Genomic DNA, 21,958 nt, shown 5'->3' on the forward strand with positions numbered 1-21,958 from the left:
CCGCCCCCTCGCCCGCCGGCACCCGGTGCGCCGACCGCACGTGCACGGGGCGGCGGTTCTCGCGGACGGCCCCTTCGGCGGCCTTCAGCCGAGCTGCTCGGCCAGTCCTACGATGATGCCCTCGGGTCCGCGGACGTAGCAGAGCAGGTAGCTGTCCTCGAACCGCGCCACCTCGCCGACGAGTGCGGCGCCGTGGGTGCGCAGACGGGCCACGGTGTCCTCGATGTCGTCGACGGCGAACATGATGCGGCGGATGCCCGGCGTGTTCGTCGGCGCGTCCCTCGGCTCGGCGCTGGTCGCCTTCGGGGTGTGGAACATCGCCAGCTCGATTCGGCCGTGGCCGTCCGGGGTCCGCAGCATGGCGACGTCCTGCCGGACGTCGTCGAGCCCGATGACACGCTCCACCCAGCGTCCCTCGATCGGCGCCCTGCCCTCCAGCTCCATGCCGAGTTCGACGAAGAACGACACGACGGCGTCAAGGTCGTCGACAACGATGAGGACGTTGTCCATCCGCCGGATGGTCATGCTGGGCCTCCCTGGGGTGTCACGGCCCCGGTGGCCGCATCCGCCACCGAGGCGGGGCCGCCGGGCCGGCTGCGGCATGCTCCGCCCCATCCTCTTCGAAAGCCTCCGGACGAAGCAGTTCCGGTCACCGGCGGGCCGTGCTGCTCGAACGACCGCGCCACTCGACGGCACACACGCAGGATCCGGAGGCACGGGAGAACGACCGCCCCCGCCGTGCGGCCCGGATCCCGGCCCATAGAATCGAACGCATGTCCGATCTGCCGCCCGATCTGCCGCGCCTCCGTGTCCTGGAGACCTGGCTGCTCTACATGCTGGACCGGGTCCGCGGGAGGATCGCCTCTCTCGAACGCCGCGAGGCGGAGCGGCGCCGCGGCGCCCGGGCCCGGCCCCCGGTGCCCGACTGGACCATCGAGATGGGCATCGGACGGGGCCGGCCGCCCGTGTACGCGCACGTGGGCGGTTGCCCCACGGCGGGCGGCAGACTGCGTCCGGTCGGCCGTGCGGAGGTGGTCCGGGCGCTCACCGAGGGCGTGCCTGCGTGTCCGCAGTGCCGGCCGGACAGCGCACTGGGCCTGCTGGAATGAGGGACGCGGGAAGGGCGCCGCGGTGCCGGGCGGGCGCGGAAGGCGAGGGAGAGGGGGCGGCGCCGGAGCGGATGCCCGAGCGCGGGACGGATGCCCGAGCGGTGGCCGGGGCGCGGCACCCGGCCCGCTCAGCCGGCGCCGGTCACGAACCGCTCGCCCGCGGCCCGCAGCCGTGTGTGCAGGCCCTGGAAGACCGCGGCCGAGTCGCCGCCGGGCCAGTCGGCGGGCAGCAGCTCGGCGGGCAGCCCGGGGTCGGTGTAGGGGAGGTGCCGCCAGGAGTCGAGGGCGAGGAGGTAGTCGCGGTAGGCATCCTCGGGCGGGGTGTCGGTGCGGCGCCGCCAGGCGGCCAGTACCGGCTCGTGCGCGGCGAGGAAGCGCTCGTGCTGCGCGGCGAGGGCGGGCAGGTCCCACCAGCGCGCCACGGACCGCGCGGTCGGCGCGAAGCCGAGGTGCGCGCCCCGGAACAGCTCCACGTACGGTTCGAGGCCGAGCCGCCGCAGGGTGTGCCGGGTCTCCTCGTGCAGCCGGGCGGGCGCGATCCACACGCCGGGCGCCGCGGTGCCGAAGCCCAGTCCCGCGAGCCGGGAGCGCAGCACGTGCCGCTTGGCGCGCTCGGCCTCCGGCACGCTGAAGACGGCGAGCAGCCAGCCTTCGTCGGCGCGCGGCGGCTCGTGCGGGTAGATGCGGCGGTCGCCGTCGTCGAGGAGTTGCCGTGCGTCCGGCGAGAGCGCGTACCCGGCGGCGCCGGCCGCGGTGCGGGCGGGCTCCAGCAGCCCGCGGCGCTTGAGCCGGGACACGGCCGACCGCACGGACGGCGCGTCCACCCCCGCGGTGCCCAGCAGCCGGACGAGCTCCGCGACGGGGACGGGCCCCCGGAAGCCGCGGCCGTAGGCGCCGTAGAAGGTGACGATCAGCGAGCGCGGGGCGTGCGCGCTGGTGTGCTGGGGGAGCGGCGGCTCGGACACGTGATCACTCTAGAGGTCCCGGCGGACGCCGGTACGGGCCGTCCGCCCCGTGCCGGGGACCCGTCGGACCCGGGCCGCCCGGATGCTCCCCGTCCGCCGTGCGCAGCCGGAACCGCTGGAGCTTGCCGGTCGCCGTGTGGGGCAGTGCCGTGCAGAAGACGATCTCGCGGGGGCACTTGTACGGCGCGAGTTCGGACCTGACGAACTCGCGCAGCGCCTCGGCGTCCGGGGCCGCGCCCTCGCGCAGCACCACGTGGGCCACGGCGATCTGGCCGCGCTCCGGATCGGGCCGGCCCACCACGGCCGTCTCCCGTACGTCCGGGTGGCGCAGCAGGACGTCCTCGATCTCGGGGCCGGCGATGTTGTAGCCCGCCGACACGATCATGTCGTCGGCGCGCGCCACATAGCGGAAGTAGCCGTCGGCGTCGCGGACGTAGGTGTCCCCGGTGATGTTCCAGCCGTCGCGCACATAGCTGCTCTGGCGCGCGTCGGCCAGGTAGCGGCAGCCGACCGGGCCGCGCACCGCGAGCAGCCCGGGCCGCCCGTCGGGAACCTCCCGGCCCGCGGCGTCCACCACGCGCGCCTGCCAGCCCGGTACCGGGCGGCCGGTGGTGCCGGGCCTGATCTCGCCGTCCGCCGCGGATATGAAGATGTGCAGCAGCTCCGTGGCGCCGATGCCGTTGATGATCCGCAGGCCGGTGCGCCGGTACCAGGCCCGCCAGGTGGCGGCCGGCAGGTTCTCGCCCGCCGCCACGCAGCGGCGCAGTGACGACACGTCATGGCCGTCGAGCAGGTCCAGCATGGTGCGGTAGGCGGTGGGCGCGGTGAACAGCACCGAGACGCCGTGCGCCGCGATCTCGGGCAGCAGCCGGCGCGGGCCGGCGTGTTCGAGCAGCAGCGCGCTCGCGCCGGCGCGCAGCGGGAAGACCACGAGGCCGCCGAGGCCGAACGTGAACCCCAGCGGAGGGCTGCCCGTGAACACGTCGTCCGGCACCGGTTTGAGGACGTGCCGGGCGAAGGTGTCGGCGATCGCCAGCACATCGCGGTGGAAGTGCAGGCAGCCCTTGGGGCGGCCGGTGGTGCCGGAGGTGAAGGCGATCAGGGCGATGTCGTCGGCGGCGGTGTCCACCGCAGGGTGGGCGACCGGCGCGGGCACACGTGCGCAGCGGTGCGTCAGATCGTCCGGCGCCCCCGTTCCGAAGGTCGTGATGCGCAGCCCGGGCACGCCCGCCGCGGCCAGGTCGTCGACCGAGCGCGCGTCGCACAGCGCGTGCCCGACCCGTGCGATCCGGCAGATGGCGGCCAGTTCGTGGGCGCGGTGCTGGGCCAGCACGGTGACCGCGATGCCGCCCGCCTTCATCACCGCCAGCCAGCACGCGGCGAGCCAGGGGGTGGTCGGGCCGCGCAGCAGCACGCGGTTGCCGGGCAGCACACCGAGCTGGCCGGTCAGCACCTGCGCGATCCGGTCGACGCGGTCCCGCAGCCGGCCGTACGACCAGATCTCGCCGGACGGGGTGCGGAACGCGGCGCGGTCGGTCCCGAACCGCCTGATCGTGCCGTCCAGCAGCTCGGCGCCGCAGTTCAGCCTGGCCGGGTAGCGCAGCTCGGGCAGGTCGAAGGTGAGCAGCGGCCACTGGGACGCGGGCGGCAGGCGGTCGCGCGCGAAGGTGTCGGTGTGCGCGGTGGCGGCACCGGCGCCCGCACCGTCGGCACCGCGCCGAGGCGGCCCCGGTGCGCACGCGGAGCCCCGCGCGCCGCCGGGCGTCCCGGCGGTCGGCGGGCGCCGCGGGACGGCCCCGGTGTCCTCGGCCTGGTCGGCGTTCCCGGCGTCCATGGGCGGTTCGCCCCCTTGGGGTGGTGGGCTCGCACAAGTCGTGGTGGGCTCGCGCATCGAGCGTATCGTGATGGTGACGACAGTCAACGGTTCGCGATAAAGCGGATCGGGAGGGGGCCCGATGGCAGTGACGCCCGTGTTCGCGCTGGACCCTGCACGACGCACCTGGTGCGAGGAGCTGCGGGCGCTCGGGGCCGAGCGGCTGCGGCCGCTCGCCGAGTGCGGTACGCCCGGCCGCCTCAACCGTCCGCTGCTGGCGGCCCTCGGCGACCTCGGCCTGCTGCGCAGGCTCTTCACCTCCGGCGCTCTCGACCTGTGCCTCATGCGGGAGTCGCTGGCGTACGCCTGCACGGAAGGGGAGACGGCCCTCGCCCTCCAGGGCCTCGGCGCCCATCCCGTGCTGGCCAGGGGCACGCCCGAGCAGCGCGAGCGCTGGCTGCCCGAGATCACGACCGGCCGTGCGGCCGCCGCCTTCGCCCTGAGCGAGCCCGACGCCGGCTCCGACGCCGCGGCGCTCACCCTCGCCGCCGACCCCGATCCGGCAGGCTACGGCTGGCGGCTCACCGGCAGCAAGTGCTGGATCTCGCAGGCTCCCGAAGCCGACTTCTACACCGTCTTCGCACGTACCACACCGGGTGCGGGCGCCCGTGGCATCACCGCCTTCCTGGTTCCCGCCGGCCGGCCGGGCCTCACCGGCAGTCCGCTCGACATGCTCTCCCCGCATCCCATCGGGGCCCTGGAGTTCGACGGTACGCCCGTGACCCCCCTCGATGTGATCGGCGAGCCGGACCGCGGCTTCCGGGTCGCCATGGAGACCCTCAACCTCTTCCGGCCCAGCGTGGGCGCCTTCGCGGTCGGCATGGCCCAGGCCGCCCTGGACGCCACGCTCAGGCACACCGCGCGGCGCAGGGCCTTCGGCGGCACGCTCAGCGAGCTGCAGGCCGTCGCCCACCAAGTCGCCGAGATGGCCACCCGCACCGAGGCCGCCCGGCTGCTGGTCTACGCGGCGGCCGCCGCCTACGACCGCGGCGACGACGGCGTCGCCCGGACCTCCGCGATGGCCAAGCTGCTGGCCACCGAGACCGCCCAGTACGTCGTCGACACCGCCGTCCAGTTGCACGGCGCCCGCGCGCTGCGCCGCGGCCACCTGCTGGAGCATCTCTACCGCGAGGTGCGCGCCCCGCGGATCTACGAGGGCGCCAGCGAGGTGCAGCGCACCGTCATCGCGAAGGAGCTGTACCGATGAGCCCGCTGGAGCGCGTCAACCCGGCCGAGCTGGCACCGCCCACCGGCTTCTCGCACGCCGTCACCGCGACCGGCTCCCGGCTGGTCTTCCTGGCCGGCCAGACCGCGCTGGACGGGAGCGGGCTGATCACCGGCGAGACGCTGCCCGAGCAGTTCGACACCGCGCTGCACAACCTCCTGGCCGCGCTCGCCGCCGCCGGCGGGACCCCCGCCGACCTGGCCCGCGTCACCGTCTACGCCACCGACGTCGCCGACTACCGCGCCCACGCCCGGGAACTCGGCCGCATCTGGCGCGCCCGCGCGGGCCGCGACTACCCGGCGATGGCGGTGATCGGCGCCGTGCGGCTGTGGGACGAGCGGGCGCTGGTGGAACTGGACGGCATCGCGGTGCTCGCCTGACGGGGGCCGCGGGCGCAACGACGCTCCGGCGGGCGGACCGGCATGGCATCGTGGTCCCGGTGCCCGCACGGCTCGCCGGACGTCCCGCGCGGGCGCGGGCAGGGCCGTCGGACCACAAAGGAGCGTCCGCCATGCCGGAGATCGCACTCACCGCGGGGACCATCAGGTACGGGGACACCGGCGGCGAGGGCCCCGTGGTCGTCCTGCTGCACGGTCTCGTGCACGATGCCACGGTCTGGCGCAAGGTGGTACCGGGCCTGCGCGAGGACCACCGCGTGATCACCCCGACGCTGCCGTACGGCGCGCACCGCGTCCCCATGGACCTGCCGCCCACCCCCGACCTCGTGAACGATCTCGTCGCGGAGTTCCTCGACCGGCTCGACCTGCACGGGGTCACCCTCGTCGAGAGCGACTGCGGCCGTGCCCAGACCGTGGCCGCGCGGCACCCGCAGCGGCTGGCCCGGCTCGTCCTGATGTCCTGCGAGGCCTTCGACAACTACCCGCCGGGACTGCCCGGCAAGATGATCGGTGCCGCAGCCCGGACGCCCGGCGGCCTCGCCCTGATGGCCAGGGTGCTCGGCCTGAAGCCGCTGCGCCGGCTGCCCCTCGGCCTGGGCGCGCTCACCAGGCGCCCCGTCCCCGACGACATCGTCGACGGCTGGCTGCGTCCGCTGCGCACCGACCCCGCCATCCGCGCGGACCTGCGCCACTACGTCAGGCACGTGCGAAGGACGGAACTGCTCGAAGCGGTGGGGGGCCTGCGGCGGTTCGAGGGGCCCGCGCTGGTGGTGTGGGCCGGGGACGACGTGATGATGCCGCGCGAGCACGGCACCAGGCTGGCCGGGCTGCTGCCGCGGGGGCGGCTCGACGTGGTCGACGACTCCCGCACCCTGATCGCCGAGGACCAGCCGGAGCGGCTGGTGGAGCTGCTGCGGGAGTTCATCGCGGCGACGGGGGCGTGAGGCCGGGCCCGCGGTGGCGCCGCGGCGCGCCGGGCTCGGTCGTCAGCCGCGTCCGCTGCGCTGGTAGGCGTTCCAGAACTCGTCGAACGACACCGTGCCGTCGGCGTCCGTGTCCTGGCGGTCCAGGAGCGCCTGCGCCTCCTCCAGGGTGAGGGTCGCGACCCCCAGTTCCGCCATGACCTGGCGGAACTCGGCCGCCGTGAGGAGTCCGTCCCCGTTGACGTCGAAGGCGTCGAACACCGTGCGCGCCGTGTCGATACCGGTCACTGCCATCACTCCCGCGGTAGGTGGCTCAAGGTGAGTGCTTCAAGGTGAGTGGATCAAGGGGGTCAACGGCCGCACAGCTTACTGATCACCGCCGGACGAGGTGGTGCGGGGGCGTGGCGGTTGCGGTCGGCGCGTGCCGGGGCTGCCGGGTGGCCGCGGATGCGCGAGGGCGCGGCGGTCGCCGGCTCGCACGCCAGGCCCCGGGGGGACGGACGGGACGGCGGCGGCCGCCGCACCGGGGAACCGGTGCGGCGGCCGCGTTGCCCGGCGCGGCCTGCGGCCGTGCGGGGTGCTCAGGAGTTGTCGGCGACCACGTGGAGGAGGTTGCCGGCCTGCGCGACGATGGCGAGGCGCCAGGCGTCGAAGGTGCTGTCGCTCACGTCGAACGGCCTCTCGAAGCGCTGCATGTCCGGCGTGTGGATGTGGCCGGCCGGGATCTTCAGGCCCATGCGGTCCCGGAGCAGGGTGTTGCGGTAGCCGCTCTCGTTGGACAGGTAGTTGCCGCCGCCACCGCTGTAGGAGCACGAGCCGGGGTCCGGCGGCGTCGGGGCGGTCGTCGGCGGGTAGTCCGTGGGCGGCGGGTTGTTGCGGGTCACCTGCCGGGTCGAGGAGCAGTCGGGGAACTCGGTGTAGTTGGTGTGCCAGACCACGCCGAACGCCACGGACTGGTCGGGCCACTCGTCGCCGGGCGGGCGGGGTATCGAGGCGCCGGTGTCCGCCCTGATCATCTGTGCGATCGGCAGCGTCGTGGTGGTCCACTGCGGCGGATCGGTCAGGCTGAACTCCTTCGGCCCGCCCCAGCGTTCGACGACCGCGGAGTCGCAGTCGTGGTTGTCGACCGCGAGCTGCGGGGCCCCGTTCAGGGTCGGGCAGGGCTGGCTGTGGTCGTTGCCCGGCGAGACTCCGTGGTAGCGGCCGTTCCACTGTTCGAGGTCGAACACCGAGCCACCGGCCTGGCTCACCGTGACCGACGCGTCGACGCGCCGGGGACCCGGACGCATGAACGGCCCGACGGTGTCCTCCAGGTAACCCGCCTGGAACTCCGTGTAGTTGACCGGCAGGGTGTAGGCCTGGACGTAGGCGGTCCGCCCGTCCCCGGTCTTGTACGTGGTGCCGTCGAGCGCGAGCGCGGTGGCACCGGACGGGTTGCCGTGGCGGATGTTGTTGCCGACCGTCCCCGCCGCGCCACCGGTGGTGCCGCCGTCCAGGGTGTAGGGGTCGAAGCCGCTCATGAGGACGCGCTTGACGCCCTTGCCGGCGGGGAAGTCGATGTCGAACATCCCCCGCGAGGCCCGGTCGAACGCCGTGATGAGCGCGGACCGCTGCGTGTCGGACAGGGAGAAGTCCGGTGTCCAGCGGCGCAGCGTGGCGGTCGACTGCAGGCGGGTCCAGTAGAGCGGGCGGTCGTCGCTGTAGGGGAGGTCGCCGCTGACCCCGCCGCGCCGTTGCGCCCGCTTCACCGCCGCCTGCCAGAGGTCCTGGCCCTCGTGCTTCACCAGTGCCGTCGCGGCCTCAAGGCTCGGCGCACCGCACAGGGCCCGTGTGAACGCCGGGCCGTAGTCCTGGAACCCGCCACCCTTGATCATCTGCTGCGCGAACGACGTCGGCTCGGGTCTCGCGGGGTCGGCGTCGTCGGGCAGGACCCAGCTCAGCCGGCTCTCCTCGACCGACAGGGGTGCGGCGGAGCCGACGCACCGCGGCCCGCCGGCCCCGGCCGAAGCAGGCCCGGCGGCCCACAGGGGAGTTGTCGCCGACAGCACGGCGAGGGCCGCCGCGGCAGCCTTGATCGTGGAACGGAACAGAGAACTCACCGCCTCACTCGAATGTCACGTGGCACGTGTCACGTGATCGCGCCAATCCTTTGTCCGCCCGGCATGCGCGTCAAGGCAACCGCTTCTGCGGGGACTTGGTCCCGTCAGCCCTGGTGGGAGTTTCGCCCGGTTCGTACCGGGACGCTGGGGCCGGGCGGGGTGGGGCGGTGCCTGCGGGGGAGGAGGGAGGAGGAGGCGGCTCGGCGGCGGTCGGGGGCCCTCACCGGCCGGTTGCCCCCGCGCGCAGCCCGTCCATGACCAGGTCGAGGAGCCGGGCGGCGCGCGGTTGCCAGTCCCCGCGGGGGTCCATCTGCCAGAGGCCGGCTATGGCGAGGAGGAAGTCGTCCGCGGTCACGCCCGGGCGGATGGTGCCGGCCTCCTCGCCGGCCCGCAGCAGGAGTTCGGCCGCCGAGCTCACCGCGCCGTGGCCCGGCTTCGCCGGCGTCCCCGGTGCGCTGGTGGCCTGTCGGATCGCGTCCGCCAGACCGGCCTTGGCCATGGCGAACTGGGCGAGGCGGTCCATCCACTCCCTGAGCGCCCGGTCGGGGGCGCGGGTGCTGAGCAGCCGGGCCGCGGTCTCGGCGACCTGCTGCATCTCGTAGCGGTAGATCTCCAGCACGAGCGCCTCGCGGCTGGGGAAGTTGCGGTAGAACGTGCCCTGGCCGACGCCCGCCTTCTTGGCGATGGTGCTGAGCGGGACCTCGGCGCACAGGGTCAGTTCCGCGAGCGCCACTTCGAGGATGCGCTCGCGGTTGCGTTGCGCGTCCGAGCGCAGAGGTGCCTTCTTCTCCTGCACTCGTCACTCCTCACCGGCCGGCGCCAATTGGCCTTGCTAAGCGGACGGTTGTCCAGTACGTTTCCGATAGCGGACGACCGTCCGGTTCGTTCCAGCATAGCGGTGGTTTCCGGTCAGTGCGGGCGACCAGTGGGCCACCGCCATCGGCGCCTTCGCGCATCACGTGTGCGCCGGGCCCGTCGTCACCGCCGCGACATCCGCTTGTCTCCAGATTCGACTGCCTGCCGGATCGTTCCCCGAACGCATTCCGGGTGTGTGAAAGAAGGCTGAGCATGGCCCCATCGACGTCCAGCGGCGTCACCTTGAACATCAACGGCGAGAAGTACACGCTGTCCGTCGACCACCGCACCACGCTGCTCGACGCCCTGCGCGAGCGTCTCGATCTGACCGGCACCAAGAAGGGCTGCGACCAGGGCCAGTGCGGCGCCTGCACCGTCCTGCTCGACGGCCGCCGCGTCGTGTCCTGCCTGCAGTTCGCGGTGGCCGCCGAAGGGCGCGAGATCACCACCATCGAGGGCGTGGCCGACGGCGACCGGCTGCACCCGGTGCAGCAGGCGTTCCTCGACCTCGACGGATACCAGTGCGGCTACTGCACGCCGGGGCAGATCTGTTCGGCCGTCGCGATGCTGCAGGAGCACGCGGCGGGCTGGCCGAGCGCCGTCACCGAGGACGTCCGGCCGGAGGCGGGACCACCTCCCCTGACCACCGACGAGATCCGGGAGCGGATGAGCGGCAACCTGTGCCGCTGCGCCGCCTATGTGTCGATCGTCGATGCGGTCGCCAAGGCGGCCACCCCGCTCGAAGGCGAGGCCGTGGCATGAGGGAGTTCGACTACCAGCGCGTCACGGACGTGTCCGGCGCCCTCGCCCTGCTCGGCGACGACCCCGACGCACGCTTCCTCGGTGGCGGAACCAACCTGGTCGACCTGATGAAGACCGGCGTCGAACGGCCCGCCCGGCTCGTCGACATCCGCCGGCTCCCCCTCGACCGGATCGAGGCGGGCGAGGACGGCGGCCTGCGCATCGGGGCCACCGTCACCAACAGCGACCTCGCCGCCCATCCCGAGGTCCGCCGCCGGTACCCGGCGCTGGCGCAGGCGGTCCTGGCCGGCGCCTCGGGGCAACTGCGCAACATGGCCACGGTCGGCGGGAACCTGCTCCAGCGCACCCGCTGCGGCTACTTCGGCGACGTCTCGCGCCCGTGCAACAAGCGCGTTCCGGGCAGCGGGTGCCCCGCGATCGAGGGCGAGCACCACAACCACGCGATCCTGGGCGCCTCCGGCCACTGCGTGGCCGTCCACCCGTCGGACATGGGTGTGGCGCTGGCGGCCTTCGACGCCGTCGTCTCCTACGAGACCGCAGACGGGCCGGGCGAGCTGCCGCTCAGCGAGTTCTACCTGCCGGTGGGCGACACCCCGCACCTGGAGACCGCCCTGCCGTCCGGGGCGCTGATCACGGGCGTCACGCTGCCCCCCGCTCCGGTCGCCGCCCACTCGCGCTACCGCAAGGTGCGCGAGCGCGCCTCGTACGCCTTCGCGATCGGCTCGGTCGCCGCGGCGGTCGACGTCCGCGACGGGGCCGTACACGACGTGCGCCTGGCCTTCGGGGCGGTCGCGTCCCGCCCGTGGCGGGCCCGCACCGCCGAGCGGACGCTGATCGGCGCGCAGGCCGGCGCCGAGGCGTTCGCCGCCGCTGCCGACGCCGAACTGACCGCCGCCGAGCCGCTGCCCCACAACGCCTACAAGGTGACCCTGATGCGCAACCTCATGGTGGCCGTGCTGACCGAACTGACCGAGGAGGCCGCCCGATGACCACGACCACGGCTGAGACCACGGTGACGCGCGGCTCCGTCGGCACCCCGCACACCCGTGTGGAGGGCCCGGAGAAGGTCACGGGAACGGCACGCTACGCGGGGGACATCCCCTACGCCGACCTCGCGTACGGCTGGCTGGTGCTGTCCACCGTGGCCCGGGGCCGCATCCGCTCGGTGGAGGCGGAGCCCGTCCTGCGGATGCCCGGCGTGCTCGGCGTCCTGCACCACGGCAACGCCCCGCACCTGGAGAGCGACTACGTCGGCCTGCTCGGCGTCCGTCCCGACCCGGCCTCCGTCGTCTTCCAGCACGACCGGGTGCCGCACGCGGGCTGGCCGGTGGCGCTCGTCGTCGCCGAGACGTCCGAGCAGGCCAGGGAGGCCGCCGAGACGCTGGTCGTGCACTACGAGGAGGAGCCGCACGACGTCGCCTTCCACGCCGGGCACCCGGCCGCGTACGCCTACGACGCCCCGCACGCCCCGGCGGAGGCCACGAAGGGGGACGTGGAGGCGGAACTCGGCGCGTCCGCCCTCGTCGTGGACGAGGAGTACAGCACGCCGGAGGAGCACCACAACCCGATGGAGCCGCATGCGGCGACGGCCCGGTGGGACGGCGGCCGCCTGGAGGTCGTCGACTCCAACCAGGGCAGCATGTGGGTGGCCAACGAGCTGGCGAGGCTGTTCTCGCTCGATCCGTCCTCCGTGCGGGTACGCTCCGAACACGTCGGCGGCGGCTTCGGGTGCAAGGGCGTCCGCGCGCACCAGGTGTCCGCGGTGATGGCCGCGACCGTCCTCCAGCGCCCGGTCCGGGTCGTCCTGACCCGCCGTCAGATGTTCTCGCTGGTCGGCTACCGGAGTCCCACGACGCAGCGGGTCAGGCTCGGCGCCGACGCCGACGGGCGGCTGCGCGCACTGGAGCACCTCTCCCTGAACCCCACGTCGACCGTGTTCGAGTTCGTCGAGCCGGGCGCCTCCGTGGCGCGGGTCATGTACGACGCCGACGCCCATCACACGGTCAACCGGCTGGTCCCGCTCGATGTGCCGACGCCCACCTGGATGCGCGCACCCGGTGAGGCGCCGGGGTCCTTCGCGCTGGAGTCGGCGCTCGACGAGCTCGCCGAGAAGTCCGGCATCGACCCGATCGCGTTGCGCGTACGCAACGAGCCCCGCATCGGCCCCCTGTCCGGCCTGCCGTTCAGCAGCCGCAACCTCCTCGCCTGCTTCCAGGAGGGCGCCCGCAGGTTCGGCTGGGCGGACCGGGACCCGCGGCCCGGCCTGCGCCGCGACGGACGCTGGCTCCTGGGCACCGGTACGGCGGGTGCCTTCTTCCCCTCCGGAGCCGCCCCGTCCACGGCCGCGGTGACGGCGCAGGCGGACGGCACCTTCACCGTGCGGATCACCGCGGCGGACATCGGCACCGGCGCACGCACCGCCCTGTGCCTCGTCGCCGCCGACGCCCTCCAGGTGGCGCCGGACCGCGTCCGCGTGCGGATCGGGGACAGCGACTTCGGCCAGGCCTTCATCGCCGGCGGCTCCATGGGCACCCGCTCGTGGTCCTGGGCGGTCACGGCGGCCGCCCGCGACCTGCGCGAGCGACTGGCCCTGGACGGCGACATCCCCCCGGAGGGCATCACGGCCCGCTCGGACACCGCCGAGGCCATCGGCGCCCTCGCGGCCAAGGAACGGCACTCGTTCGGGGCGCAGTTCGCCGAGGTGGCCGTGGACGTCACCACCGGCGAGGTGCGCGTGCGGCGGATGCTCGGGATCTTCGCGGCGGGCCGGATCGTCAACCCCCTGACCGCACGCAGCCAGCTCGTCGGCGGCATGACCTGGGGCATCTCCATGGCACTGCACGAGGAGGCGATCAGGGACGCGGCCTCCGGCGGCCTCGTCGGAGCCGACTTCGCGGGCTACCACATCGCCACCCACGCCGACGTCCCCACCATCGAGGCGGACTGGGTGGACGACACGGACCCGGACGACCCCGTCGGGATCAAGGGTGTCGGCGAGATCGGCATCGTGGGCGCCGCCGCCGCGATCGCCAACGCGGTCTGGCACGCCACCGGCGTCCGGCACCGGAGCCTGCCGATCAGGCCCGACCGCGTCCTGCTCGCGGGCACGGGAGCGAGTGGTGCTTGATCTCGCCGAGGAGCTGAACCGGTGGATGGAGGAGGGCCGGGCCTTCGCCGTCGCCAGCGTCGTGGCCGTCCGGGGCAGCGCACCGCGCAGCCCCGGCGCGGCCCTCGCCGTCGACAGCGCCGGCACGGCCATCGGCTCCGTCTCCGGAGGCTGCGTGGAAGGAGCGGTGTACGACCTGTGCGTGCAGGCGCTCCAGGACGGCACGACGGTTCTCCAGCAGTTCGGGTACAGCGACGAGGACGCCTTCGCGGTCGGACTGACGTGCGGCGGCGTCCTGGACGTCCTCGTCACCCCGGTCGGCACGGACGCGGCGGGCAGGGCGCACCTCGCGGCCGCCCTGTCCGCCGCCGCCCGCGGAGAGGGGGCGGCACTGGCCCGTGTCGCCCGCGGTCCCGACGAACTCCTCGGCAGGGCGCTGCTCGTACACCCCGACGGGTCGTACGGGGGCGGCCTCGGCGGGCATGAGGAACTGGACCGGGCGGCGGCCGCCGCGGCCGGGGCCATGCTGGACACCGGCCGCACCGGCACGGTCGACCTGTCGGAAGACGGCCTGCACTGTCCCGGTGGCCTCACGCTGTTCGTCGAGTCGAGCCTGCCGCCGCCGCGCATGATCGTCTTCGGGGCGATCGACTTCGCCTCGGCGCTGGTGAGGGCGGGCAAGTTCCTCGGGTACCACGTCACCGTGTGCGACGCCCGCCCCGTGTTCGCCACGCGGGCCCGCTTCCCCGAGGCGGACGAGATCGTCATCGACTGGCCGCACCGCTATCTGCGCGGCACGGCGACCGACGGGCGCACCGCCCTGTGCGTGCTCACCCACGACCCCAAGTTCGACATACCCCTGCTGGAGGAGGCCCTTCGGCTGCCGGTCGCGTTCGTCGGCGCGATGGGCTCGCGCCGCACCCACGCGGACCGTGAGCGCCGGCTGCGGGCGGTAGGCGTCAGCGAGCAGCAACTGGCCCGGCTGAGGTCACCGATCGGGCTGGACCTCGGTGCCCGCACCCCCGAGGAGACCGCCCTGTCCATCGCGGCGGAGATCGTCGCCGCCCGCCGGGGAGGCACGGGCTCGCCCCTGACCGGCTCGGGCACGCCCATCCACCGTGACACGCCAGGACGGGGCGCCGCCGCGGCCGCCTGACGCGTGCCACGCGTCGTGAACGCCCGGTGCGTCCGTTCGGGACCAACCGCTCGAACGGACGCACCGGGTGCTGCCGTGCCGGTCCGGGGCCCGCGCCCCGCGGGAACGCCCCTGCCCGTCGGGAACGCGCAGGGGCAGTGCCACGCGCAGGGGCGGTGCCCGACGGAGCACACGCGGGATGGCTCACACGGGCGCGGCACGCCGTATCGAGTCCAGTGCCCCGGCCACGGCCAGCGACTGGTCCAGCGGGACGAGGAAGGCCGACGGGTCGCCGGCGGCGGCGCGGGTGACCTCGGCCGCCATCAACGCGTACGGGTCGACCGGCGGATAGTGCCGCACCTGCGAGCCACGGACGGTTTCCAGCCGGATCTCGGCGGGGCCGCGCCCCGCGGTGAACGGGTGGTCCATACAGAGGGTTCCACCGGTTCCGGTGATCACCAGGGATTCCTGCCCGGTGCCGCTGAGGGAGGCCAGGACGGTCGCGGTGCCGTGCGCGAACCCCAGGTCGACGGAGGTGCGCACGTCGGCCGAGCCACCGGGCCAGGTGTCGCGGCGCACCGCGGTGACGGTGGGCGCCGCCCAGCCGTAGGCGGCCAGGACCGCCGCCACCGCGTAGCAGCCCACGTCCCACAGGGCGCCGCCGCCGAGCGCGGCGACCCGGCGGTAGTTGTCCGGGTCGGGGTCGGCCCCGTCGAAGACGGCCGCCACGTGCCTGACCTCCCCGACGACGCCCTCGGCCAGGAGCCGCGCGAGGTCCCTGGTCTGCGGATGCCACCGGTTCCACGTGGCCTCGACCAGCAGCCGGCCCGAGGCCGCGGCTGCCCGTGCCATGGTCTCCACCTCGGCCGCGGACAGCCCGAGCGGCTTCTCGCACAGCACATGCCTGCCGGCTTCCAGGGCACGTACCGCCCATTGCGCGTGGGCGCTGTTGTGCAGGGCGATGTAGACCACGTCCACGGAGTCGTCCGCGAGCAGGTCCGCGTAGTCGGGGTAGCACGCCGCCGCGCCCAGCGCGCCCGTGCGCCGCCGGTCGCGTCCCGCGGCGGCACGCAGTTCGGCCCCGGCCAGGCCGCGCACGGCCGGGCCCACGTTGGCTGTGGCGATGTGGCCGGCGCCGAGGAACCCCCATCCGACGGTGCCGGCGCGGCGGGCCGCCGGGGCGCCGGCGCTTTTGTCCGCCGGGCTCACGCGTCCGCCTCCGCCGCCGTGTCCTGCCACGCCATGTCCTCCGCGCCCATCAGGTCGAGCACGAGGGAGCTCCAGCCGAAGGAGGAGGCTCCGTGGCCCGCCGCGGTCAGGGGGTCGTAGCACTCCCGCATGCCGGACTGCGCCGTCATCCGCACCGTGCGGTGCGCCAGTTCGCGCGCAGCCTCGTGCCGTCCGCGGGACCGCAGTCCCCCGTACAGGTACCAGTTGAGGTTGACCCAGCTAGATCCGCGGAAGATGGCCCCGGTCTCGAAGTGCGGATCGAACGTCGGCTCGTCCGCCGCGACGCTGGGCACCGGATGGGGGAGCCAGAACTGCGCGGGGTTGAGCAGGTGTTCGTCGATGACGCGCTGGGCGAGCCGGTCGGGGACCTGCTCCAGCAGGATCGGGAAGAGCGAGGAGGCGGTGAGGATCCTCTGCTGCTCGCCGGTGCGCAGGTCGATGTCGAAGAACGCGCCCGTGTCCTCGTCCCAGCAGCGTGCCACCAGCGCGTCCGCCACCTGGCGCGAGCGTGCGGCGTAGACCTGCGCCGCCGGCTCCCCTGCGGAGCCGGCGGCCAGCAGCCGGGACAGGGCGGCCAGGCCGTCGGCGTAGACCGTGTTGAACAGGACGTCGACCCAGCGGAACCCGCCGGAGCCGGTGGGGGCGGAGTCGGGCCGCCGCCCGGACTCGTAGTGCTCCAGCAGATCGCGCATGGCCTGGTGCCAGCGCGCCGAGACCTCGGCGGTCGGCGTCCCCGCGATGCCCAGCGCCTCGTCGTACTTGCTGCTGGAGTCGAGACCGGACTCGTCCGGCTGGTGGATGGCCAGCAGCCCGTCGGGTAGGGCGCGGTGCCGGTGCAGCCAGTCGAAGAAGGCCCTGGCCCCGGGCAGTACGGAAGCCAGCCAGGCGTCGTCCCCGTTGACCGCGTGGACCCGTTCGATCGCCCTGGCCAGCACGGGCGGTGCCAGGGTGATCGAGGTCCAGCCGTTCCACAGGGCTATCCGGAAGTCCGCGGTGGCCCGGGCCCGCAGGTTCTCCTGCCACAGCAGCATGTGGGCGAGGAAGCCGTCGGGCGCGATCCCCTTCAGGAGCGTGTCGATCTCGGCGGCCGCCCGCCGGGGGTCGACGCGGCTGAGTGCGATCGCGTGGTACGAGCTGTCCCAGGCCCACTGGAAGGGGTAGCTGTCCGGCGAGGGGCAGGTGAAGTCGTACACCAGGCCGCGGTCGGTGCCGGTGCGGTGGTTGGCCGCCAGCGTGCCGAGCGCATGGGCCGCGGCTGCCCGGGCCGTGTCCGAGGCCGACCCGGCCGTGTCAGAGGCGGGCGCGGCCGCCGCGCGGGGCGCGGCGGCCTGACGGGAGGCGGGGGTCACAGCAGCGAGCCGCTCGTCTGCGGGACGCCCTCGTCCGCCTGGACGGACACCGGCTCCCCGGGCAGCGCCGCGGTGGTGATCGAGGGCTTCATGCCGCCGAAGGCGCCGTAGTTCTCGAAGGCGTCGCGCACGGCGGCCTCGTCGTCGAAGGACAGGTGCGAGGTCACCACCGAGCCGGCGTCCACGACACCGTGGGTGATGAGGTCCAGCGCGACCCGGGCGACGTGGGCGGAGCGGGTCATAGAGAACGCCCGCACGTCGAAGGGCGTGGCCCTCAGCCGCAGGCCCTTGGCGAGGATCATCCAGGAGCTGATCGACTGCCGCAGGCCGGTGGCGCCGTAGACGACGTAGTCGCCCCCGGGCCGCAGCAGGCCCATGGCGAGTTCGCGGGCGTCGGGGCCGTCGTGTGCGTCCACGTGCGGCAGGGCGTCGAAGACGTAGTCCGCGTACCGGTCCTGGTGCTCGGCGATCATCGCCTCGACCTCCGGGACCTGCCGTCCGAGGTTGAACACGGTCGTCGCCCCCGCCGCCGCGGCGCGGGCCAGCCGGGCGTCGTCCAGGTCGAAGACGGTCACCGAGCGCACGCCGAAGTAGCGCAGCATCACCTGGAGGGCCAGCAGCCCGCTGGGGCCGCAGCCGAGCAGCACGCAGTCGTCACCGGGCTTGGGGGCGTTGACCAGCAGCGAACGCAGCACGGACGTGAGCGGTTCGACGACGGTGGCCAGGTGGCCGGGCAGTTCGGAGGGCACGACGACCGCCGCGGCCTGGTGGGCGTCGTAGAAGTGCCGCTCGGTGTACCAGGAGGTCTCCTGGGAGGCGCCGAGGTCGGCGGCGAACAGCGGCCGGATGGTCCGGTAGTCGGCCAGGCCGCCGAAGTCGGTCTGGCCCCAGTAGCAGACGCGGTCGCCTTCGCGTATGACGCCGCGCAGGTCGGCACCGACCTGGACCGCCCTGCCGACGTACTCGTGTCCGGGGATGATCGGCCACGCGTCGGGGAACAGGTGGCCGCGGAAGTAGGAGATGTCGGTCGAGCAGAGCGATACGGACTCCGTCCGCAGGGTGACCTCGTCGGGACCGCACACCGGGTCGGGAACGGTGTCCAGGCCCAGCCGTCCGGGGCCGGACAGCAGGTAGGCGCGCATGGGGGTAATCCTTTGCAGGTGAAAGTGGAACGCTCGTGTCGCGCCCGGCCCGAAGCCGGCCGGCACGCGGAAACGAGTCAGGGGGAGTCAGGAGGCCTTCGCCGCGCGCCTTCCGGCACGCAGGGCCCAGACGGCCAGGGCGGCCGAGCAGGCGACGGAGACGGCGAAGGGAAGACGGGTGTCGATGTCCACGGTGAGACCGGTCAGCCACACCATCAGGGTGGTCAGGACCGCCGAGCCGACACCGAGCGACGCGTTGAGCGGGCCGTGCTGCTCGGCGGGCGTCCGGCCCAGCATCCAGCCCTGGTAGACGGGAACGAGGGGCGCGGTGCCGAACGCGAAGACCACCACGCCCACATAGGCCACCACAACCGAGCCGGCGCAGATCAGCACGTCGCCGACGATGACGAGCAGCACGCCGAGCAGTACGACGCTGGTCACGGACATCCGCTTGACCAGCAGGTCGCCGACCGCCCTGGCGGGCGTGTAGGCCACCCACAGAAGGGCCAGCAGGAAGGACGCGTCGGAGAGCGTGAGCCCGTAGTGGTACTGGCCGAGCGAGGTGACCCAGGAGACCACGACGGTCTCCGCGGCCATCAGCGCCGCGTACACCGCGATGTCCGGAAGCCAGCCGACCAGCAGCGCCCGGGTCAGCCGGGGCTGCACGGCCTCCTCCGCGGCCTCACCGGCCGCCGTGCCCGTGGACCTCGCGAGCAGTGCGCCGGCGCCGACCAGCACCGCCAGGGCCGCGGCGAAGATCGCGTACACCGCACGGTAGTCCCCGCCGTCCGACACCAGCACGCCGACCATCGAGGGCGCGGTGAAGCTGGCCACGCCGAAGGTCGCGTACAGGGCGGAGATCCGGTGGTAGCGCTTCGGCAACCGGTAGAGATAGGAGACCGTCGCCAACGCGCCCAGCGAGAAGGTCGCGCCGTGCAGGAAGGCCCCGGCCAGCACCCCGGCGTAGTTCTGCGCGGTGATCAGAGCCGCGCAGCCCGCCAGGCCCACCAGCACGGCCAGCGTGGTCATCCGCGCGACACCGAGCCTGCGCAGCAGGACGGGCCCGGCGAACATCGCCGCGATCAGTCCCAGGTCCTTGAGGTTCTGGACGTTGGCGAGCTGGCCCCCGCTGAGCCCGTAGTCCTTGCGGAAGGTGGTCACCAGGGCGGGCACCAGGCCCATGCCGAGGGCCAGGGTGCCGTAGACCAGGAAGAGGTAGGTGGTGGTCAGGGCGTACCCGGCCGATGCCGGGGGCGGGGCGGGCGCGGGTCTCTCCAGGGTCCCTGTCGAGGTGGCCGGCCCGCCGGACGGGGGAGCTCCGTCGGCCCCTGTCCCGTTCACGGTGCCACCGGGACGGCTTCGGTGTCCCGGAGCTCCGCCGCCGTGGCGTGCGCGGCGAAGGTCTCCGGATCCAGCTCGCGGGCCTGGCGCAGTTGGGACCGGCCGAGTTCCGGGCTGCCGTCGGCGGTCACCGTGCGTCCGATGCGGATGAGATAGCGGCACAGCACCGCCCGGCCCGTCCGCTCGTCGGCCGCACCGCGCGCGATGGCCGAGGCGATGGCCTCCTCCAGGCCCTCGCGCTCGTTGGTGCAGCGCATCCGGTTGAACGCGTCCACGCCGCCGGACTGCTTCCGCGAGGCGCTGCCGCCCACCTGGGGGACCCGGTAGCAGGTCGGGATGCCCGGCACGTGGTCGATCGCGGCGCCGCTGCCCAGGTAGCGGAACAGGGTTGCCACGTCCTCGCAGAACGGTTTTGCCGGGAACGGAACGCTCAGCGCGAGGGTGGTGCGCAGGTTCATCGCGGACGGTATCGCGATGTTGTCGCGCTCGACGGCCTGCTCGATCCAGCGCTCGCGGCCGCGCAGCTTCGGCAGCCGCTGCTGCTCGTCGAGCATGCGCAGACCGGGCAGCAGCCGGTCCCGGTCCCACGGCCTGCCGTGCTCGTCGATGAACTCGATGTCGTTGTAGGCGAAGTCGAGCTCGGGTTCGGCCGTGAACAGGGCGCGGACGGCGGCCACCCGGTCCGGGTGCGCCAGGTCGTCGGCGTCCAGATAGGCCAGCAGGGGGTGCCCGTCCTGGTACGCCGCCTCGATCGCCAGGTTCCTGGCCTGTCCGGCGCCGGCGTTGCGCGGGGCGTGCAGCACCGTCACCGAGCCGGATGTCGAGGCGGCGAGGTCGGCCAGGAACTCGGCGGTGCCGGGAGTGGGCGAGGCGTCGTCCACCAGATAGGCGCACCAGTCGGGGTCCGTCTGACGTTCGAGACTGCGCAGGGTCAGGCGCAGGTAGTCGCGGCGCCACGCCAGGCCGTCGTCGAAATAGGGGATCACGAAGGCCACGGTCTGCGTTAAGCCGGCGGAATGGGGGGTTACGAACATGGGAATCCTCGGGGGGTGTTCGGACTAAGGAATCCGCAGGGTTGCGAAAGGGGGAAGGGGGAGGGGGAGGGTAAGGAGGAGGGGGGAAGTCGGGAAGCGGGAAGCCAAGAGGGGACGGAGGATGGGGATGGGGATGGGGATAAGGAAAGAAGAGGGGTCGGACGTTGCCGGGAGCTGAGCCGGGCGCCGGATCCGCTAGGTGAGCGGAGCGGGAGCCGGCTCGGAGGCGGGTGCAATGTCGATCAGCAGCCCGTCAGGTTCCTGCCGCACCCGCAGTGCTTCCAGGGTCGCCACGAGCGCGTCGGCCTCCAGCCGGGACGCGGGGTGGGTCGTTGTCACCGCGATACTACGCATACCGGCGGCCCGGGCCGCCTGGAGCCCCGCGGGAGCGTCCTCGACCACCAGGCAGTCGGCGGGCGCGACCCCCAGCCGGGCGGCGGCGACGAGGAAGGGTTCGGGGTCCGGCTTGCCGCGGGTGATGTCATCGGCCGTGATGAGGACCGGGGCGTCGAGACCTACCCGGCGCAGCCGTGCGTCGGCCGTCCGGCGGCTGGCTGAGGTCACCACCGCCCAACGGTCGCGCGGCAGGGCGCGCAGTACGTCGGCGACCCCGGGCAGCAGTACACACTCGGTGTCCTCGGCCTCCAGGTCGTCGTACCGCTGGACGGCGGCCGCCACCGACTCCGCGGGCAGGACCTGGGCGACGACCTCCAGCACGGGCCTGCCGAACACCTTGACCGGATCGAACGAACCGGCGCGCAGTCCATGTTCCTCGCCCCAGCGGGCCCAGCAACGCAGGATGGCGGCAGTCGAGTCCACCAACGTCCCGTCGTTGTCGAACAGGACAGCTTGCACTTTCACGCTTGCGTGCACTCCTCCGGAGTGACCGGACAGTACGTCAAACGCCAATTGCCCGGCTGTAGTTGATTGTTTGAAGAGCCGTTCAGCATGATTGCACACCATCCGTACCGCGGATGACGCGGTGGCGGGCGACCGTGCGACCGGGCGGTGAGTGCCGCCGCATTGGCGCTGGTGGACGTTGGAACGCGGGCCGGGCGTGTCGGCAGCGCCATGAGGAATTCACGTCCATGACAGACCCGGTGACTTCCTTGAACAGACGGAAGTCGATCTTGATTCCCCTCCCCGGCCGCCAATTGCGGAACACCCCTCGAAACCGCGGGGTTTCGAGGCTCTTGCGGTGGGCTGGGCGCCGCGCCGCAGCCGCTTCGCCGGGGGCCTGGACCCGACGGCCGGGCCGCCCCGTCGAACGCGCCCGTACCGGGGCGGCCGCACGCGGGTTCCCGTCGGCTCGACGGGTGCCGCCGTGGCCGGATCGGCCCAGGTGGTGACGGTGGCGTGACGGTGGCCCCTAAATGCTTTAGAGTTCAATTAAATAGCAGTCGCCGGTCCCC

The 21,958-nt window shown here is 73.6% G+C and carries 20 protein-coding genes; 8 read left to right on the plus strand and 12 right to left on the minus strand.

The features are described from left to right. Positions 1–84: 84 nt before the first annotated feature. Complete coding sequence (locus IE313_RS24440; protein WP_189935802.1) at positions 85–525, minus strand: VOC family protein; 441 nt, start codon at positions 523–525, stop codon at positions 85–87. A gap of 248 nt (positions 526–773) precedes the next feature. Here IE313_RS24440 and IE313_RS24445 point away from each other — a divergent pair, with 248 nt between their 5' ends. After that, positions 774–1,109: a DUF6233 domain-containing protein gene (locus IE313_RS24445; RefSeq protein ID WP_189935804.1), complete on the plus strand. Its 336-nt coding sequence runs from the start codon at positions 774–776 to the stop codon at positions 1,107–1,109. Between the two features lie 128 nt (positions 1,110–1,237). Here IE313_RS24445 and IE313_RS24450 read toward each other — a convergent pair whose 3' ends face one another. Both IE313_RS24450 and IE313_RS24455 read right to left on the minus strand, forming a co-directional pair. After that, positions 1,238–2,074, minus strand: coding sequence for a PaaX family transcriptional regulator (locus IE313_RS24450; RefSeq protein WP_189935805.1), 837 nt, complete (start codon positions 2,072–2,074; stop codon positions 1,238–1,240). 4 nt (positions 2,075–2,078) lie between these two features. Next, on the minus strand, positions 2,079–3,908 hold the full coding sequence (locus IE313_RS24455; RefSeq protein ID WP_308439209.1) for an AMP-binding protein: 1,830 nt from the start codon (positions 3,906–3,908) through the stop codon (positions 2,079–2,081). A 121-nt stretch (positions 3,909–4,029) separates the two neighbouring features. Here IE313_RS24455 and IE313_RS24460 point away from each other — a divergent pair, with 121 nt between their 5' ends. The 3 genes from IE313_RS24460 (at position 4,030) to IE313_RS24470 (ending at position 6,514) form a co-directional block, all read left to right on the plus strand. After that, on the plus strand, positions 4,030–5,154 hold the full coding sequence (locus IE313_RS24460) for an acyl-CoA dehydrogenase family protein (protein ID WP_189935808.1): 1,125 nt from the start codon (positions 4,030–4,032) through the stop codon (positions 5,152–5,154). Beyond that, positions 5,151–5,552 (plus strand): RidA family protein, encoded by a 402-nt coding sequence (locus tag IE313_RS24465; protein WP_189935809.1) that lies wholly within the window; start codon positions 5,151–5,153, stop codon positions 5,550–5,552. The genes IE313_RS24460 and IE313_RS24465 overlap by 4 nt, the downstream gene beginning before the upstream one ends. A 131-nt stretch (positions 5,553–5,683) precedes the next feature. After that, positions 5,684–6,514, plus strand: coding sequence for an alpha/beta fold hydrolase (locus IE313_RS24470; protein WP_189935811.1), 831 nt, complete (start codon positions 5,684–5,686; stop codon positions 6,512–6,514). 42 nt (positions 6,515–6,556) lie between these two features. Here IE313_RS24470 and IE313_RS24475 read toward each other — a convergent pair whose 3' ends face one another. The 3 genes from IE313_RS24475 to IE313_RS24485 form a co-directional block, all read right to left on the minus strand. Beyond that, on the minus strand, positions 6,557–6,787 hold the full coding sequence (locus tag IE313_RS24475; protein WP_189935813.1) for an EF-hand domain-containing protein: 231 nt from the start codon (positions 6,785–6,787) through the stop codon (positions 6,557–6,559). Positions 6,788–7,074: 287 nt separating this feature from the next. Beyond that, positions 7,075–8,592, minus strand: coding sequence for a PA0049 C-terminal domain-containing protein (locus IE313_RS24480; RefSeq protein WP_229924911.1), 1,518 nt, complete (start codon positions 8,590–8,592; stop codon positions 7,075–7,077). Positions 8,593–8,812: 220 nt separating this feature from the next. After that, positions 8,813–9,388, minus strand: a complete 576-nt coding sequence (locus tag IE313_RS24485; RefSeq protein ID WP_189935814.1) for a TetR/AcrR family transcriptional regulator — start codon at positions 9,386–9,388, stop codon at positions 8,813–8,815. A gap of 272 nt (positions 9,389–9,660) precedes the next feature. Between IE313_RS24485 and IE313_RS24490 the strand changes: the two genes are divergently transcribed. The 4 genes from IE313_RS24490 to IE313_RS24505 are packed head-to-tail and all read left to right on the plus strand — an operon-like array spanning position 9,661 to position 14,471. Continuing rightward, entirely contained in the window at positions 9,661–10,209 is a 549-nt protein-coding gene (locus tag IE313_RS24490) for a (2Fe-2S)-binding protein (RefSeq protein ID WP_189935815.1), read from the plus strand. Further along, positions 10,206–11,198 (plus strand): FAD binding domain-containing protein, encoded by a 993-nt coding sequence (locus IE313_RS24495; protein WP_189935816.1) that lies wholly within the window; start codon positions 10,206–10,208, stop codon positions 11,196–11,198. Before IE313_RS24490 ends, IE313_RS24495 begins: the two co-directional genes overlap by 4 nt. Next, positions 11,195–13,336: a xanthine dehydrogenase family protein molybdopterin-binding subunit gene (locus tag IE313_RS24500; RefSeq protein ID WP_189935818.1), complete on the plus strand. Its 2,142-nt coding sequence runs from the start codon at positions 11,195–11,197 to the stop codon at positions 13,334–13,336. Before IE313_RS24495 ends, IE313_RS24500 begins: the two co-directional genes overlap by 4 nt. Continuing rightward, entirely contained in the window at positions 13,329–14,471 is a 1,143-nt protein-coding gene (locus tag IE313_RS24505; RefSeq protein WP_189935819.1) for an XdhC family protein, read from the plus strand. The genes IE313_RS24500 and IE313_RS24505 overlap by 8 nt, the downstream gene beginning before the upstream one ends. 183 nt (positions 14,472–14,654) lie before the next feature. Here the strand turns inward: IE313_RS24505 and IE313_RS24510 are convergent, their stop codons facing one another. The 6 genes from IE313_RS24510 to IE313_RS24535 all read right to left on the minus strand — a co-directional run bounded on the left by IE313_RS24510 (position 14,655) and on the right by IE313_RS24535 (position 21,407). Further along, positions 14,655–15,659, minus strand: coding sequence for a Gfo/Idh/MocA family protein (locus tag IE313_RS24510; protein ID WP_189935820.1), 1,005 nt, complete (start codon positions 15,657–15,659; stop codon positions 14,655–14,657). After that, positions 15,656–17,029: an amylo-alpha-1,6-glucosidase gene (locus IE313_RS24515; protein WP_189935822.1), complete on the minus strand. Its 1,374-nt coding sequence runs from the start codon at positions 17,027–17,029 to the stop codon at positions 15,656–15,658. Before IE313_RS24515 ends, IE313_RS24510 begins: the two co-directional genes overlap by 4 nt. Then, positions 17,026–18,171, minus strand: coding sequence for a zinc-dependent alcohol dehydrogenase (locus IE313_RS24520; protein ID WP_189935823.1), 1,146 nt, complete (start codon positions 18,169–18,171; stop codon positions 17,026–17,028). The genes IE313_RS24515 and IE313_RS24520 overlap by 4 nt, the downstream gene beginning before the upstream one ends. Positions 18,172–18,258: 87 nt before the next feature. Then, on the minus strand, positions 18,259–19,512 hold the full coding sequence (locus tag IE313_RS24525) for an MFS transporter (protein WP_189935825.1): 1,254 nt from the start codon (positions 19,510–19,512) through the stop codon (positions 18,259–18,261). Next, on the minus strand, positions 19,509–20,498 hold the full coding sequence (locus IE313_RS24530) for a glycosyltransferase family 2 protein (RefSeq protein ID WP_189935826.1): 990 nt from the start codon (positions 20,496–20,498) through the stop codon (positions 19,509–19,511). The genes IE313_RS24525 and IE313_RS24530 overlap by 4 nt, the downstream gene beginning before the upstream one ends. Positions 20,499–20,741: 243 nt before the next feature. Then, positions 20,742–21,407, minus strand: coding sequence for an HAD-IA family hydrolase (locus IE313_RS24535; RefSeq protein ID WP_229924912.1), 666 nt, complete (start codon positions 21,405–21,407; stop codon positions 20,742–20,744). Between the last annotated feature and the right edge of the window lie 551 nt (positions 21,408–21,958).

Source organism: Streptomyces sulfonofaciens (assembly GCF_014656295.1).
In the GTDB taxonomy this organism is placed as follows: Bacteria; Actinomycetota; Actinomycetes; order Streptomycetales; family Streptomycetaceae; genus Streptomyces; species Streptomyces sulfonofaciens.

Bases quoted from the DNA above. Each gene is read 5' to 3' on its own strand.
- IE313_RS24460 (WP_189935808.1), top strand. From the start codon at position 4,030: ATGGCAGTGACGCCCGTGTTCGCGCTGGACCCTGCACGACGCACCTGG.
- IE313_RS24495 (WP_189935816.1), top strand. From the start codon at position 10,206: ATGAGGGAGTTCGACTACCAGCGCGTCACGGACGTGTCCGGCGCCCTC.
- IE313_RS24490 (WP_189935815.1), top strand. From the start codon at position 9,661: ATGGCCCCATCGACGTCCAGCGGCGTCACCTTGAACATCAACGGCGAG.
- IE313_RS24445 (WP_189935804.1), top strand. From the start codon at position 774: ATGTCCGATCTGCCGCCCGATCTGCCGCGCCTCCGTGTCCTGGAGACC.
- IE313_RS24440 (WP_189935802.1), bottom strand. From the start codon at position 525: ATGACCATCCGGCGGATGGACAACGTCCTCATCGTTGTCGACGACCTT.
- IE313_RS24465 (WP_189935809.1), top strand. From the start codon at position 5,151: ATGAGCCCGCTGGAGCGCGTCAACCCGGCCGAGCTGGCACCGCCCACC.
- IE313_RS24455 (WP_308439209.1), bottom strand. From the start codon at position 3,908: ATGGACGCCGGGAACGCCGACCAGGCCGAGGACACCGGGGCCGTCCCG.
- IE313_RS24500 (WP_189935818.1), top strand. From the start codon at position 11,195: ATGACCACGACCACGGCTGAGACCACGGTGACGCGCGGCTCCGTCGGC.
- IE313_RS24470 (WP_189935811.1), top strand. From the start codon at position 5,684: ATGCCGGAGATCGCACTCACCGCGGGGACCATCAGGTACGGGGACACC.
- IE313_RS24520 (WP_189935823.1), bottom strand. From the start codon at position 18,171: ATGCGCGCCTACCTGCTGTCCGGCCCCGGACGGCTGGGCCTGGACACC.
- IE313_RS24475 (WP_189935813.1), bottom strand. From the start codon at position 6,787: ATGGCAGTGACCGGTATCGACACGGCGCGCACGGTGTTCGACGCCTTC.